17 protein-coding genes are annotated in these 14,729 nt (G+C 57.9%); 8 read left to right on the plus strand and 9 right to left on the minus strand.

Annotated elements, in window-relative coordinates; translation table 11 throughout:
- Window positions 1-21: 21 nt before the first annotated feature.
- Window positions 22-870 (plus strand): SDR family oxidoreductase, encoded by an 849-nt coding sequence (locus MPRO_RS06375; protein WP_067289007.1) that lies wholly within the window; start codon window positions 22-24, stop codon window positions 868-870.
- A gap of 131 nt (window positions 871-1,001) precedes the next feature.
- Here the strand turns inward: MPRO_RS06375 and MPRO_RS06380 are convergent, their stop codons facing one another.
- A complete protein-coding gene (locus MPRO_RS06380) occupies window positions 1,002-1,406 on the minus strand; it encodes a MerR family DNA-binding protein (RefSeq protein ID WP_067289009.1) in 405 nt (134 codons plus the stop codon).
- A 237-nt stretch (window positions 1,407-1,643) separates the two neighbouring features.
- Here MPRO_RS06380 and MPRO_RS06385 point away from each other — a divergent pair, with 237 nt between their 5' ends.
- Window positions 1,644-2,276: a cation efflux transmembrane domain-containing protein gene (locus tag MPRO_RS06385; RefSeq protein WP_067289011.1), complete on the plus strand. Its 633-nt coding sequence runs from the start codon at window positions 1,644-1,646 to the stop codon at window positions 2,274-2,276.
- On the opposite strand, the gene MPRO_RS06390 is transcribed toward MPRO_RS06385, so the two are convergent.
- Both MPRO_RS06390 and MPRO_RS06395 read right to left on the minus strand, forming a co-directional pair.
- Window positions 2,267-3,655: a heavy metal sensor histidine kinase gene (locus MPRO_RS06390; RefSeq protein WP_067289013.1), complete on the minus strand. Its 1,389-nt coding sequence runs from the start codon at window positions 3,653-3,655 to the stop codon at window positions 2,267-2,269. The two genes, MPRO_RS06385 and MPRO_RS06390, sit on opposite strands and share 10 nt — an antisense overlap.
- 78 nt (window positions 3,656-3,733) lie before the next feature.
- Window positions 3,734-4,414, minus strand: a complete 681-nt coding sequence (locus MPRO_RS06395; RefSeq protein WP_067289016.1) for a heavy metal response regulator transcription factor — start codon at window positions 4,412-4,414, stop codon at window positions 3,734-3,736.
- Between the two features lie 170 nt (window positions 4,415-4,584).
- Here MPRO_RS06395 and MPRO_RS06400 point away from each other — a divergent pair, with 170 nt between their 5' ends.
- The 4 genes from MPRO_RS06400 to MPRO_RS06415 all read left to right on the plus strand — a co-directional run bounded on the left by MPRO_RS06400 (window position 4,585) and on the right by MPRO_RS06415 (window position 9,358).
- Window positions 4,585-5,121 carry a cupredoxin domain-containing protein gene (locus MPRO_RS06400; protein ID WP_067289019.1) on the plus strand — a complete coding sequence of 179 codons (537 nt, stop codon included), beginning with the start codon at window positions 4,585-4,587 and terminating at the stop codon, window positions 5,119-5,121.
- A gap of 37 nt (window positions 5,122-5,158) precedes the next feature.
- Window positions 5,159-6,994 (plus strand): copper resistance system multicopper oxidase, encoded by a 1,836-nt coding sequence (locus MPRO_RS06405; RefSeq protein WP_082708493.1) that lies wholly within the window; start codon window positions 5,159-5,161, stop codon window positions 6,992-6,994.
- A gap of 14 nt (window positions 6,995-7,008) precedes the next feature.
- Complete coding sequence (locus tag MPRO_RS06410) at window positions 7,009-7,737, plus strand: copper resistance protein B (RefSeq protein WP_067289025.1); 729 nt, start codon at window positions 7,009-7,011, stop codon at window positions 7,735-7,737.
- 442 nt (window positions 7,738-8,179) lie between these two features.
- Window positions 8,180-9,358, plus strand: coding sequence for an ABC transporter transmembrane domain-containing protein (locus tag MPRO_RS06415; RefSeq protein WP_067289027.1), 1,179 nt, complete (start codon window positions 8,180-8,182; stop codon window positions 9,356-9,358).
- Between the two features lie 90 nt (window positions 9,359-9,448).
- Here the strand turns inward: MPRO_RS06415 and MPRO_RS06420 are convergent, their stop codons facing one another.
- From MPRO_RS06420 to MPRO_RS06440, 6 genes are all read right to left on the minus strand, one after another.
- Window positions 9,449-9,943, minus strand: coding sequence for a hypothetical protein (locus MPRO_RS06420; RefSeq protein WP_067289031.1), 495 nt, complete (start codon window positions 9,941-9,943; stop codon window positions 9,449-9,451).
- A gap of 95 nt (window positions 9,944-10,038) precedes the next feature.
- Complete coding sequence (locus MPRO_RS06425; RefSeq protein ID WP_067289035.1) at window positions 10,039-10,833, minus strand: DsbA family protein; 795 nt, start codon at window positions 10,831-10,833, stop codon at window positions 10,039-10,041.
- 55 nt (window positions 10,834-10,888) lie between these two features.
- Entirely contained in the window at window positions 10,889-11,371 is a 483-nt protein-coding gene (locus MPRO_RS06430; RefSeq protein ID WP_067289038.1) for a c-type cytochrome, read from the minus strand.
- Window positions 11,364-11,504 (minus strand): hypothetical protein, encoded by a 141-nt coding sequence (locus tag MPRO_RS26075; RefSeq protein ID WP_173645500.1) that lies wholly within the window; start codon window positions 11,502-11,504, stop codon window positions 11,364-11,366. The genes MPRO_RS06430 and MPRO_RS26075 overlap by 8 nt, the downstream gene beginning before the upstream one ends.
- Window positions 11,505-11,627: 123 nt before the next feature.
- Entirely contained in the window at window positions 11,628-12,062 is a 435-nt protein-coding gene (locus tag MPRO_RS06435) for a DUF411 domain-containing protein (protein ID WP_067289042.1), read from the minus strand.
- A gap of 149 nt (window positions 12,063-12,211) precedes the next feature.
- Window positions 12,212-12,568, minus strand: coding sequence for a hypothetical protein (locus MPRO_RS06440; protein ID WP_067289045.1), 357 nt, complete (start codon window positions 12,566-12,568; stop codon window positions 12,212-12,214).
- Window positions 12,569-12,918: 350 nt separating this feature from the next.
- Between MPRO_RS06440 and purE the strand changes: the two genes are divergently transcribed.
- Window positions 12,919-13,407 (plus strand): 5-(carboxyamino)imidazole ribonucleotide mutase, encoded by a 489-nt coding sequence (gene purE, locus MPRO_RS06445; protein WP_067289049.1) that lies wholly within the window; start codon window positions 12,919-12,921, stop codon window positions 13,405-13,407.
- The gene (gene purK, locus MPRO_RS06450; RefSeq protein ID WP_082708497.1) at window positions 13,408-14,487 is read left to right on the plus strand and encodes a 5-(carboxyamino)imidazole ribonucleotide synthase; all 1,080 of its coding nucleotides are present in this window, start codon (window positions 13,408-13,410) and stop codon (window positions 14,485-14,487) included.
- Window positions 14,488-14,729: the final 242 nt, after the last annotated feature.

Here is a 14,729-nt window from a genome sequence, read left to right on the forward strand (position 1 = left end):
GCACAACTGGGAGACAGGCCCATGCACAAGCAGCAAATTCTGATCGCAGGCTGCGGCGACGTTGGCAGCACACTGGGTCTGGCACTGACCGCGGCGGGGCACAAGGTGTTTGGCCTGCGCCGTACTATAAACCAGCTACCAGCAGGCATCCAAGGGATCACAGGGGATCTGACCAACCCGGCCAGCCTGAGCGGTCAATTGCCGCGATGCGATATCCTGGTGTATTGCGCCGCAGCCAGTAACCATGACGAGGCAGGTTATCGCGCCGCCTATGTCGGTGGCCTTGCCAATGTACTGACCGCACTGCCGGCCGCACCCCGCTTGCTACTGTTTACCTCCAGCAGCGGGGTTTACCATCAGGCTGATGGCAGCATGGTGGATGAACAGAGCCCGACCGAGCCTGACCGCTTCAGCGGCCAGGTCATGCTGCAGGCCGAACAACTGGCGCTCAGTTGCGGCATTAATGCCTCGATCGTGCGTTTTAGCGGCATCTATGGCCCGGGCCGCAATCACCTGATTAACCAGGTGCGCAGCGGACTTGGCGCACCGGCCTTGCCCGAACACTACAGCAACCGCATCCACCGGGACGACTGTGCCGGCGTGCTGCAGCACCTGATCAACCTGCATCTGCAAGGTGAAGCTCTGGCCCCCACCTATCTGGCCAGCGACGACACGCCCGCCACCCTGCACGAGGTCAGCCAGTGGCTGGCAACGACACTGGGCGTGCCAATAAATACCAACCAGGCGTTGCGCCGGGGCGGCAGCAAACGTTGCAGCAATACCCTGCTTCGTGCCAGCGGCTATCGCTTCATCTACCCAGACTTTCGCGCAGGCTACAGTGCGATGTTGCAGCAGCTTCCCCCGACCTGACAACCTAACAAGCTGTTGAAAAGCGTTGGCGAGGCAGCTAGCGCAAAAATCGTCGAAATGAGGGAGTTTATAGCCTATAAGTGACCGATTTGAGCCGATTTTTAACGCAGCGATAGCACCACAGCTAGCTTTCACTCCCCATCCCTGTCCAGCGCTTCTATGAGACGACAGTGCTCGGCACTGTCGCTGTCGCAGCATGCCAGTCGCTCCAGCTCCTGCCGCATGGCCTGCAGATCCGCGATCTTCGCTTCCACATCCTGCAGATGCGCCCGAGTTAACTGATCCGCTTCGTGACAGGGCTCCTGTGGATAATTCGCGAGCTGCAACAGAGTACGGATCGCCTCTATGCCAAAGCCCAGCTCCCGACCCCGACGGATGAAGCGCAGCCGTCTGGCCGACTCCTTCGTATAGCGGCGATAACCGTTGGCTGCCCGCTGCGGTGCCGGCAAGAGCCCGATGCGCTCGTAATATCGCACGGTTTCAAGATTCACTCCTGATGCCTTGCTCAATTGCCCGATTGAATAGCTCTCAGCCATGGCTTGACCCCGTAGTTGCTACAGGGTTTAGCATAGCAGCTATAGTTGATTGGCAGCCTGCTGGGCTTGGCCGGTCGTAGCGAGGGAAGTCTGTTTTGAGGCAGTTTTTGGGCTCTTTTGAGGCGAATAGTGGTTCTATTTAACAAAAAGAGCACGAAAAATGACCAAAGTCGGCTTTTCCGCAGTAGATCAGTGTTAAGTCCGCCAGGCTGCTACATAACCCCAAAGGACGACAAAATGGGTACACATTGCTGCGAACCACAAGCTAATACAGGGCTGAATAGCGCCGCCTACCGCCGGGTACTCTGGATTGCCTTGCTGCTCAATCTCGCCATGTTTGGCGTCGAGATCACGGCGGGAATGCGGGCAGGCTCAGTATCGCTGCTGGCTGACTCGCTGGATTTTCTAGGCGACTCAGCCAACTACGGCATCAGCCTGTGGGTACTGGGGCTGGGGCTGGCCATTCGCGCCAGGGCTTCACTGCTTAAGGCCTTCAGCATGGCGGCATTTGGCATCTGGATACTGGGAACTGCGCTCTGGCACCTGTACAGCGGCATTCTGCCGGATGCCCCGACCATGGGGGTTATTGGCACCCTGGCACTGATTACCAACCTGGCTGTGGCCTGGCTGCTGTGGGCCTATAGGGATGGTGACAGCAATATGCGCAGCGTCTGGCTCTGCACCCGCAACGATGCCATCGGCAACGTCGCGGTACTGCTGGCAGCCCTGGGGGTATTTGGTACCCAAACCGCCTGGCCGGATCTGGCCGTGGGCACACTGATGGCGGTTCTGGCACTGAGCAGCGCCTGGCAGGTGACACACAGGGCACGGCAAGAACTAAAACAGGCCGCGTCAGCAGCTCAAACCTGACTGGGATCGCCCGCCAGCGGAAAGAAGGCCGTAAAGCGGGTGCTGGACTCACTGGATTCGCAGGCCAAGGTGCCGCCGTGGGATTGCACGATGGAACGGGTGATTGCAAGACCCAGGCCTGCATGACTACTGTGACCTTCACGGCGTGCAGGATCTGCACGGTAAAAGCGATCGAACAGCCGCTCTATATGCTCAGGCGGAATCACTGTGCCGACATTGGTGACGCTAACTTCCAGACTCTGTGCACCGGTGACAATGCCCACCGTGACAGTGCCGCCCTCGACCGAGTGCCGGATCGCATTGGACAGCAGATTAGACAGCGCCCGGCGCAGCATTGAAGCGTCGCCCATCAGTGTGCCCTGGCCGCTGCAGCACAGGGAAATACCGTCTTCTTCGGCTAGCAGCTCATAGTATTCAAATAGTTGATTAACAAGCGCGTTCATCTCAACAGGCTGATGCTCGGGCACGATCAGGGCATTGTCGGCCTTGGCGATAAACAACATTTCCTCCACCATCTTCGCCATGCGCTGCAACTCTTCCAGGTTCGAGTAGAGCGCTTCGTGGTACTCCTCAGAACGGCGCTCCCGCGACAGCACAACCTCGGTATGGGTAATCAGGCTGCTGATAGGGGTGCGCAGTTCGTGGGCGATGTCGGAGGAAAAGTTGGACAACCGTACAAAGTCATCGTCCAGGCGCTGCAGCATTGAATTGAAGCTGTGCGCCAGCCCCTGCAACTCGCCCGGCACCTCCTGCATGGGAACACGATCAGACAGTGACTGCGCCGATATCGACGACACCACCTGGGTTACTGAACGCACGGGCCTGAGGCCATTGCGCGCCACTAGCCAACCCAGCCCTGCGCTGAACAGGGCGCAAAGGGAGAAGCCAACCCAGAACCAATGGGTCAGGGAGTGCAGATAACGCTGATGCAGGGTGCTGTCGAGTACCAGTTCGATGCGCAGAGTCCGATTTCCCGGCAACGGCAGTTCACGATTAAGCCCACGATAGAACCTGTCCTGGCTTTCCCACTCCCAGGCCTTGTCACTCAGACCTGACAACAGGCGGGCTGGGACCTGGAGCGCGGCAGGTTCGGCAAACCAGAGCTCGCCTTCGGGCCCGCGAATCATGGCCGCCAGCCCCGGGTGATGGGACAGCAAAGCCCGCAGTTCCGGCAGGCGGCGCTCAAAAGCCGACCTATCTGTCACCTGTTGCAGTATGCCCGCCGCACTCTGCGCCTTGCTCGAGAGTTCCTGCTGATCAAGCATGCCAAAATGCATCATGCTCAATTGCTTGAACAGGATACCCGCCAGCAGCAGTACAGAGAGTACCGCCAGCGAGAACATCAGGCTCAGGCGCATTGTCAGTGTCGGTATTCTCACGGATCGCTACTCCTTTGCAACGGGGAAAAGCATCCATGTCGCGCCTGCAAGACTTTAGCCACAAGCGAGGAAAAGCGGTCAGGGCAGAGGGATTTCAAGCACATACCCCATGCCGCGCACCGTCTGAATCAGGCGCGGATTGTAGCCGTCGTCGATCTTGCTGCGCAGACGCCGTATCGCCACCTCGATCACGTTGGTGTCACTGTCAAAATTCATGTCCCAGACCTGGGAGGCAATCAGCGACTTGGACAACACCTCACCACGTCTGCGCAACAGCAGCTCGAGCAAGGCGTATTCCTTGGCGGTCAGATCAATGCGTTTGCCCCCTCGATAAACCCTGCGCTTCATCAGTTCAACTTCCAGATCGGCAACCTGCAGGCTGGTCTGCGCCGGGGCCTGGTTGCTGCGCCGCAGCAGGGTACGCACCCGGGCCAGCAGCTCTGAAAAGGCAAAGGGCTTGGTCAGGTAATCATCGGCGCCAAGCTCCAGCCCCTTGACCCGATCGTCGACACCGTCACGGGCGGTAAGGAACAGCACCGGCAATTCCTCACCGCGTTCACGCAGCTCCCGGATGACCGCCCAGCCATCCAGCCCCGGCATCATGACATCCAGAATCAGCAGGCCGTACTGATCATTCAGCACCCGTTGCAGGGCATCGGCACCGTTTTCGGTGCGCTCCACGCTGAAGCCAGCCTCGCTCAGGCCTTTTTGCAGATAGGTTCCGATCTTGGGCTCATCTTCCGCCAGCAGTATTTTCATGGGCTGAAGTTTCCGCGTTATGAAATATTTTCTTTGGTCTTTCATTCTGCATTGAAGACCAGGTCAAAACCACAAGCTGACAGAAATGTAATGCTGGGGTCAGGTTACTGTCAGGCATGGGCCAGTACACTTGAACGCAGTCATCTAAGAAACCGAAAAAGGATTACACCATGTTCTCTATCAAGCCTCTTGTAGCTGCATTCTGTCTTTCTGCCCTGGCTCCCCTAGCCATCGCCGGTGGCACCCATGGTGGGCACAGTGACGAGGCGGCTCCTAATATCGGCAAGCCCGGTGTTGCTGCACAAGCCACTCGCACCGTTACCATGGCACTTTATGACAACTACTACGAAGTCGATACGCTGGAAGTGAAAGCCGGTGAAACCGTGCGTTTTCAGCTGAAGAACGAAGGCGTACTGCTGCACGAATTCAACATCGGCACAGCGGCTATGCACAAGAACCATCAGAGCGAAATGCTAAAGATGATGGAGCACGGCATGATGACGCCGACCGGCATGGTTGAAATGGACCATAGCGGCATGGAAGGCATGGAAGGCATGAAGCATGACGATCCCAACAGCATTCTGCTGGCACCGGGCGAGTCCAAGGAAATAACCTGGACCTTCTCAGGCGATGCTGAGCTGGAATTCGCCTGCAACATGCCAGGCCACTATCAGGCAGGCATGGTGGGTGAAGTTTCCAGCCACTGATTCAGGCCTAACCGTTCCACCATTTTAGGAGATCCTGATGCGACTCAGAATGATGAAAGGATTAATTCTGGCCATCGCCAGCATGGCGCCGCTTGGCGCCATGGCTGGAACCTACGACCTGGTCATCGACGAGCAAATCGTCAATATTACCGGCAAAGACAAAAAGGCCATGACCATCAATGGTCAGCTGCCGGGGCCAACGCTGCGATTCAAGGAAGGCGAAGATGTGACTATCAACGTCACCAACCGTCTGGACGTCGACAGCTCCATTCACTGGCACGGGCTGCTACTTCCCTACCAGATGGATGGCGTGCCGGGTATCAGCTTTGACGGTATCAAGCCGGGCGAAACCTTCAGCTACCAGTTCCCAATCAAGCAATCAGGCACTTACTGGTACCACAGCCACTCTGGTTTTCAGGAGCAGGAAGGTGTATTCGGCTCTATCGTGATCGAGGCGGAGAAACGTGAGCCCTTCAAGGTCGACCGCGAGTACGTGGTTATGCTGTCTGACTGGTCCGATGAGACCGGCGATCAGATCTTCGCCAACCTCAAGGCCCAGAGCGACTACTACAACTACAGCCAGCAGACGGTTGGCGACTTCTTCGATGATGTAAAAGCCAACGGCTGGAGCGCGGCACTCAAGGACCGTCTGTCCTGGGGCAGCATGCGCATGATGCCCACTGACATCGCCGACGTATCGGGTTACACCTTCCTGATGAACGGCAAGGCGCCGGAAACCAACTGGACAGCGCTGTTCGAGAAGGGTGAGCGGATTCGCCTGCGCTTCATCAACGGCTCTGCCATGAGCTATTTCGACGTACGCATTCCCGGTCTGGAAATGACCGTGGTGCAGTCCGATGGCAACAATGTACAACCGGTTACCGTCGATGAGTTCCGCATCGCCGTCGCCGAGACCTACGATGTGATCGTACGCCCGCGCGAAGACAAGGCCTTCACTATCTTCGCTGAGTCCGTATCCCGTACCGGTTATGCCCGCGGCACCCTGGCCCCGCGCGAAGGCATGGCAGCCGAAGTTCCCGAGTTGCGTGACAGCCTGCTGCTCACCATGTCCGACATGAGCATGGCCAGCATGGGTGGCATGGATCATTCCAGCATGGCAGGTATGGAAGGCATGGATCATTCCAAGATGGCCGGCATGGCTGACATGAAAGGCATGGATCACTCCAAGATGGCCGGCATGGCTGACATGAAAGGCATGGATCACTCCAAGATGGCCGGTATGGCTGACATGAAAGGCATGGACCACTCCAAGATGGCCGGCATGGCTGACATGAAAGGCATGGATCACTCCAAGATGGCTGGAATGGCTGGAATGGAAGCTATGGACCATTCCAAGATGATGATGGGCAGCTCTTCTGCCAATAGCGACTATGCACCAGGCAGCGGCCTTACGCCTGAAGCAGCCAACGGTGGCAAGTTCCTGGTATACGCCGACCTCAAGGCCCAGACCCCCTTCGCCGACTACCGTGAACCGGATCGCGAAATCGAGCTGCGCCTGACCGGCAACATGGAGCGCTACTTCTGGTCCATCAACGGTATCAAGTACTCCGATGCAGAGCCGGTACGCCTGAAAATGGGTGAGCGGGTACGCATCAAGTTCGTCAACGACACCATGATGATGCACCCCATGCACCTGCATGGCATGTGGATGCAGCTCGACAAGGGCAACGGCCGATTCAGCCCGCTCAAGCACACTGTTAACGTGGCACCCAACACCACGCTGACCGTCGATGTACCTGTGGATGCACTGGGCGAGTGGGCTTTCCATTGCCATCTGATGTACCACATGGCTGCGGGCATGTTCCGCAAGGTAATCGTTGAGGAGGCCGTCGTTCCGGCTGCGGCGCAATGAGAAAGGGGAACTGCATGACCGTCAAAAAGACCGCCTGCGCATCCGCGCTACTGCTGGGGGCAACCCTGGCACTGGGTGTTTCGTCTTTCGCCAGCGCAGAGATGAAAGACGACTCCATCATGACCAAGTTCATGCTGGACCGTTTCGAAACCCGCCATCAGGACGGGGAAGATGTACTGAGCTGGGAAGCCCAGATCAATGCCCGTACCGATTACCAGGGCATGGCCTTCAAGACCAGCGGCGAGCGCCTGAACAACGGCCCGACAGAGAGTGCTGAACATCAACTGCTGTATCAGCGTCTGGTGTCTGAGTTTTTCGACGCCCAGTTTGGGATTCGCTACGACAGTCAACCCGGACCTTCCCGCACCTACGCAGTAGCAGGCTTGCAGGGGCTGGCGCCTTACTGGTTTGAAGTGGATGCCAACCTGTTTCTGAGCAACAAAGGCGACGTTTCGGCCAGTATCGAAGCCGAATACGACCTGCTGCTGACTCAGCGACTCGTGCTGCAGCCTTCTGCCGAACTCACCGTTGCTTTCAGTGACGACGAGGAAATCGGTGTCGGCTCAGGCCTCAGCAGCGCTGAAGTCGGCGTCCGCCTGCGCTATGAAATTAGCCGCAAGTTCACCCCTTATGTGGGTGTGAACTGGGAGAAATCCTTCGGTAACACGGCGGACTTTGCTCGCGAGGAAGGCGAAGATACGGAAGTCGGCTCTGTCGTGATTGGCGTTTCGGCCTGGTTCTGAGAATAGAGCCAGTCGGATCTGCGGTCTCCCCTTGTGGCCCCTAAACTCACACCGCCCTCTACTCGATGGGCGACGTGAGCCGGGAGAGTGCTCCCGGCACTATGCCCACAAGGACGGCACGCACGGAAGGCGAAGATACGGAAGTCAGCTCCCTGATGTTCGGCGTCTCGACCTGGTTTTAGTAGTACAGATGTTAGTGGGGGTGCAGGCTATGAAAGCATACTGTACATCCTCATTTACTCGCCGATATCCTGGTGAAAACCCGGAGCCATCCTTGGCTCTGGGCGCAACGTCCAGCTGCACACTAAGCCAAGATACCGCAGCCGACGCTTTGCAGGCGCCGGCTGCATCAGATTCAGCTTCCCCTGTTCGGACTCGTGGGTACTTTGCTCACGCAGTTCGAACGTTTTCGCAGCGATGAACCCTTTAACGGTCTCCCTCTATGCTGCAACAAATTCATCTGTTTGGTGACGACCTCGTCTCCGCCTATTTCAGTCATTCCCACTGGTGGCTACACACCACTGTGCACTGGATCCTGCTTGGTGCGCCTGTAACCATGGTGGCAGTGCTGGCTCTGCGACTGCAGACAAGCGTACGCCGCTATCTGCAGGCCAATCCTGACCCGCTGTCACGCCGTCGAATTCACAATAAAGAGCGCAACAAGGAACGCAACTCGGCCATCCAGGGTTCGGTATACAGCTATATCATCCAGCATACTGGCCGGCAGCAACTCATGCTGCTTGGACTGGCCCTGACGGCACTGCCATTACTGTATGTCACACTGGAGATTCCCAAGCACATCATCAACCATGCTATCGGCTCCGATGATTTCCCCATTCAGATTATTGGCATCGAAGCGCAGCAGATTGAATTCCTGTTTGGTCTTTGCCTGCTGTACCTGCTGACGATTCTGCTCAGCGGCTCGCTGAAGTATTCCCTTAACCTGTCCAAGGGACTACTGGCTGAGTCGGTATTGCGCAGGCTGCGCGTCAAGGTGTACAGCATCTGGCACAGGCGCGAGCGCGACAACGGTCATAGTCAGATAATTCCGGTGATCGTGCAGGAAGTGGAAGCCATCGCCGGCTTCGCGGGGGACATTATCGTACTGCCCGTATTCCAGGGCGGCACCTTTCTCACCATCCTGTTCTTTCTGTTTATGCAGGACCCACTGCTGGGGGCCGCCGCCATATCACTGCTGCCGCTACAACTGGTGGTAATTCCCCACCTGCAAAAGAAGGTCAATAAGCTCGGCCGTGACCGCATGCAGGAAGTGCGTAACCTTGGGCAGATCATCGGCGAAATGCCGGCATCGTCCTACAGCAAAACGGCGCGGGCAATGCGTTCCATCCGCAACCTTCAAAGCATCCGCGTCGAAATATTCCGGCGCAAGTTCCTGATGAAGGGGCTTTACAACTTCGCCACCCATCTGACACCGTTCTTCTTCTACACCATCGGTGGTTACCTGGTCATCGAAGGGAAGCTCACCTTCGGCGCTCTTGTTGCCGCGCTCGCCGCCCACAAGGATTTTTCATCGCCGCTCAAGGAGCTGTTCAAGTATTACCAGACGGGTGAAGACGTGCGGGTACGCTGGGTAGAACTGTCCAGGCTGTTGCAGCCTTAACAGCCTATCGGACTTAACACACACCTACTCGACTCGGGCATCCCGCTTCGCCCTGCATCCATGCGGAAAAGCCCGACAGTCGGACAGCCGCTATTTGAGGTCGAACTGAAAGGCGCTCTCCACCAGTGTACCGGCCTGCACCAACTGCACCCGGGCGCGCCATGCCATGGCATGGGCATGACCAGGCAACGCCAGGGTACCGTTAAACTGCCCAGGGCCCGCAGGCAGCAGCGCCAGCTCATTAACACCCATAAACATGTCAACGCCCTCGAACTCAATGCGCGCAGTATCGGGCTCCATGCCGCTGACCTTGAGACTGAAGTTCAGCGGCTGATAGGACGCCAGCACAGGGGCCTCCACCGCCAGCTCCAGATTCAATTCACCACGACTGGCAATACAGGCACCCTGGGCAAAATCACAGGCAGGCGCGCTTATAACCTCGCCGGACAGCAATGCCTCGCTCGCCCGGCCCGCCGGTTGATAAAGCTTGGGAAACAGCAATACCGCTCCCAGAATCAAAACCGAAAGCGCCACTACGCCATATTTTTTTGCCACAGCGCGGCGGCTGTCGGGTATTGCTGTCATCGGATTGCCCTGGTGTCTTGATACTGATGAGTCTGATAATGCGCTGCGAGTTTATCACTCGCAGCGCATTATCAATGGCGATAACGCCCAAAAAATCAGGGATTCTGCCGCGCCCGTGCTATCAGGTTTTCAAAGGTCGCCTGATCCGCAGCGCCACCAACAATTTCAGCGCCAATCACAAAGCCCGGTGTACCTGTGATGCCCAGCGAACGGGCCAGGGCGCGGTTACGCGCAAACTGAGCGCTGATTGCCTCGGCCTGCATATCGGTTTTGAGCCGGTCTATATCCAGCCCCAGATCCGCTGCATACTCCAGAATCAGTGCCTCGCTAAGTCGGCGGGATGAATTCATCATGGCGTTATGCAGCCCCAGGTACTTGCCCTGGGCATCTGCGGCCAAGGCCGCTCGGGCAGCATATTCGGAGACGGGCCCCAGTATCGGGAACTCCTTGTAAACGATACGCAGTTCCTTGTCCTGCTGCTCGAGCGCATGCATGACAGGCGCTACCTTCTTGCAGTAAGTGCAGTTGTAGTCAAAAAACTCCACCACAGTCACGTCACCCTCGGGATTACCGCCCACGGGGGCTTCAGGATCGGCCAGCAACTGGGCGCCGCTCTGCGCGACTATCGCCTTCACCCGCTCTTCCTTTTGTACTTGCTGCTGCGCCTGATACAGCTGAAAAGCCTGTACCACTATTTCGGGGTTGCTGAGGATATAGTCCTTCACCCGCTGCTCGAACTCGGCCGTAGCGGGCAGACTATGTTCGGCCTCGGCGGCGATGGTCTGGGTCGCCATGGTAATGGCCAGTCCCAGCCCAGCGGCGGCGATCCCCTGCAGAGCTCGCCTGGCAATGCCCTGAGGCACGAACCCTTGTACTAAACCTGCTTGCATCTGCTTTCCCTCTGAATTCAATAAGATGCCGGCCCACGCGACCGGCACAGACCGTTCAGTACTGCCGGGTTTTATCTTCCTGCCAGGCCTGAATTTTTGGCGACCAGTGACTTTTTAAAAAAGCCAGCAAGTCCCAGATTTGTTCATCACTAAGCTGCCCACCAAAGGCAGGCATGTCACTCTCGTAACCGACCGGCGCATAGGGCGGTACCAGGCCACTGCGGATAATGCCAAAGAGTACCTGATCAGGGTGATGCCAGGTATGGCCGCTTTCATCATGGGGCGGCGCAGGCATGCGCCCGCTGGGCAGCGGCTTTTGCCAGTCAGGCTGACCCTGGAGCTGCCCCTGGTGGCAGGCGATGCAGTATTGTCCGTATAGCAGCTGTCCTGCGGCCACCTGAGCGGCATCCTGCGGATTAGCCTTGCCTCCCGTTGGGCTCAGCCACTGCACCAGCAGGGCACCACCCAGCGCCAGTACCAGCAGCGCAGACACCAGCCAGGGCATGACACTCGAGCCCTTAGTTGCCGCCTTAGTCATGCTGATTCCCTGCAGGTTGACGCAGATACTTGATCAACGCCGCAATCAGCAAAACCGCCACGCTGATCGACAAAACGCCCATCAGCGCCATCATCCAGTGACCGCCCCCCATGCACTCCATCATCGTATTCATTGATTTAACTCCTGTGCGCTTGCCTTCTTTACCTTAACGGCACCCGATGGCCGCAATCGAACCCCGCACAGCGGGGCCCGAATACAGCTCAACTACCAGGGCAAAATACAGCCAAAATGTACGTTACTCGACGGCAAAGACCTTGGGCATACCCTCGGCGAGTTCATAGATTTTCAGAGGCTCGGTTTTCTGCCCACCCATACCGGGAGAACCCGCGGGCATGCCAGGCACGGAAATACCGCGAATCTGCGGCCGTTCCGCCAGCAGCCGGCGGATCGAGTCTGCCGGCACATGGCCTTCAACCACATAGCCATCAATCAGCAGGGTATGGCAGCCTTCAAGTTTTTCCGGCACACCGTTTTGCTGCTTGAAAGCTGCCAGGGTGTCGGTCGCGACCACCTCAATCTCGAACCCTTGTTCTTCAAGGTAATCGGCATGCCCCTGGCAGCAGCCGCATTGCGGATTCTTGTACAGGGTTCCCTTGATGGGCTCAGCGGCCCAGATCAGCCCGGACAATGCCAGCCCAATAACGAGTGTCAGTGCATTCAAAAGTTTCATGTTTGTTTCCTTCACAGAATAAAAGACGACAACCCACGGGACGGCAGGTCACGCCGGGGATGCGAAACAACACTCAGCAAGATAGAGCGCTCCCGTGGAGAGTCGTTGAACAGATTCTAAGGCCGTCTGTACAGACAACCGGATAAGCGTCAGACGATCAGGGATAGCCGGGGAGGCTGAGGCTCGGGAGCCGGGGGGAGTGAAGCATGAAAGTGACGCAAAGGCGCCCGCAGCATGGCATGCGGTAACCTAGGCTCGCTCTGGGCGCTGTCGAGCACCGCCGGTACGCTGGCGCAGGCGCCGCTGACGCAGTCCGACAGCAGGGTGTCGGTATCATCACAGCCACCGCAGTTGTCGTCGCTGTCCATCTGCCCCATCTGGGTGGCGGACATGGACATCAGCTGCGCATCCATCTGAATACGCGCGCTACTCTGCAAAGACAGGCTCAGTAACAGGCATACAAGTGCGAAGACCGCCAGAAGGCGCTGTGTGGTGATGATTTTCATGATGCCCGATTAAAGCATGGGCCCTGCAGTGGATCAAGCTGGAAAGGCGCGCGGACAATGACCCGCAACCATAGGCCCTTAGTGGCAATATTGGGCTTAACATGCACCAAAAGACGTTAAAACACGACATAACATTGCCTTGGACAGGGTATCGCCTTATTCTATCGGGTTTCCTCGCCGCCGCGTTCTATCTCTATTTCCATGGAACCCGGCGCGCGTGATACTGGGGCGCCATTTTATGCGCCTTCCTGCTCGCCTGGCATTTTTTGCCGGCTGGCCTTTGCAAGGCTGCAGGCCCAGTATTACGCCTTGCCAATTTTCCGTTTTGATTTAGCTGACAGGACAATGTGATGAGTGTAAAAGTCGCCATTGTGATGGGTTCGCGCTCCGACTGGCCCACCATGAAAGAGGCTGCCGACATTCTGGATGCACTGGGTGTGTCCTACCATGCCGAGGTGGTCTCCGCCCACCGCACGCCGGACAGGATGTTCCGTTTCGCCGAAGAAGCCGCCGAGCGCGGTTTTGAAGTCATTATCGCCGGCGCCGGCGGTGCCGCCCACCTGCCGGGCATGATCAGCAGCAAGACGCTGGTGCCGGTACTGGGTGTACCCGTTCAGAGCAAGGCCCTGAGCGGCATGGACAGCCTGTACTCCATCGTGCAGATGCCCCGCGGCGTAACAGTCGGCACCCTGGCGATCGGCGGCGCTGGCGCCTTTAATGCTGGCCTTATGGCCATTCAGATGCTGGCCGTGCACGATCCGGCTTTGCGTGAGCGTCTGCAGCAGTGGCGTACGGCCCAGTCCCAGACGGTACTGGACAACCCGGATCCCAGGAGCTGAATGATGCTGCCACGTATCGCCATTATCGGTAACGGCCAGCTGGGCCGCATGCTAAAGCAGGCTGGCGCCCCCATGGGCATCGAAGTACTGCCCTGCGACCCAAGCCTAAATGAGCCGGTAGAGCTTAATGCCGACGATGTCATCACCGTCGAGCAGGAGCTCTGGCCCGATACGCCACGCAGCCGCCAGCTAACGGCTCACCCTGGCTTTCTCAATGCCCGCGCCACCCAGTTAATCCGCGACCGCCTTAGCGAGAAGAGCCTGCTCGACCACCTCAAGGTCGGTACCGCACCCTGGTGCAATGTCACCCCGGACCACACTACCGAACACCTGGCGCTGGTGGGTGACAAGCTCGTTATCAAGCGCCGTCAGGGCGGTTACGACGGCCGCGGTCAGTGGCGCTGGAAACAGGGCGAGCCGGCGCTGGACGAGTGGCTGGGCGAGTGCATCGCCGAGAAAATGATTCCGTTCGATGAAGAAGTATCCCTGGTGGGTGCCCGCGGCCACGATGGCAAATGCGTTTTCTACCCGCTAACGCTGAACCTGCATCAGCAGGGCATACTCCACGCCAGTGTCGGCGGGCTCAAACGCCTGGCGCCACTACAGGCCAAAGCCGAAGAATGGCTGACCCGCATCATGGTCGAGCTGGACTATGTCGGCGTCATGGCCATGGAGTGCTTCGTTGTGGACGACACTTTGCTGGTGAATGAGCTGGCACCGCGCGTACACAATAGCGGCCACTGGACCCAGGCCGGGGCCAACCCGAGCCAGTTCCAGCTGCACCTGCGCGCCGTCACCGACCTGCCGCTATTTACGCCTGCGGTCGATGGCCTTAGCGTGATGTGGAACCTGCTGGGCCGCGACTGGTCCACCGACTGGCTGGCAGTACCGGGCTGCGACGTGCACTGGTACGAAAAGGAGATTCGACCAGGCCGCAAGGTTGGGCACGTTAACCTGCACCGCGGTGCTGTGACCGACCTGCAGGCCAGCGTCAATCAACTGGCCGCCTTACTGCCGGAAAATGACCGCAGCCCGCTGCTCTGGGCACTGCACGAGATCCAGGCCGACAGCTCTGCCTGATTCGTCACCACCACAGAGCCCACATAAAAAACCGCTGCAGGAGAAGTCCTGCAGCGGTTTTTTGTGCGCGACAGCCAGCCCTAAAAGTAAGGCGCCTTAGAGCATTTTCACGAAATACTTGTCTGTAAATCAAGGTTGCTCTGAGTGCTGCCTTACTTCGAAGTGGCCGGATATGGGGCGAGGTAAGATGAAAGTGCTCGAGTTGCCTACTGCCACCGAAACATCAGAGCGGCTCTTGTTCC

The sequence above is a fragment of the Marinobacterium profundum genome (assembly GCF_001528745.1).
In the GTDB taxonomy this organism is placed as follows: Bacteria; Pseudomonadota; Gammaproteobacteria; order Pseudomonadales; family Balneatricaceae; genus Marinobacterium_A; species Marinobacterium_A profundum.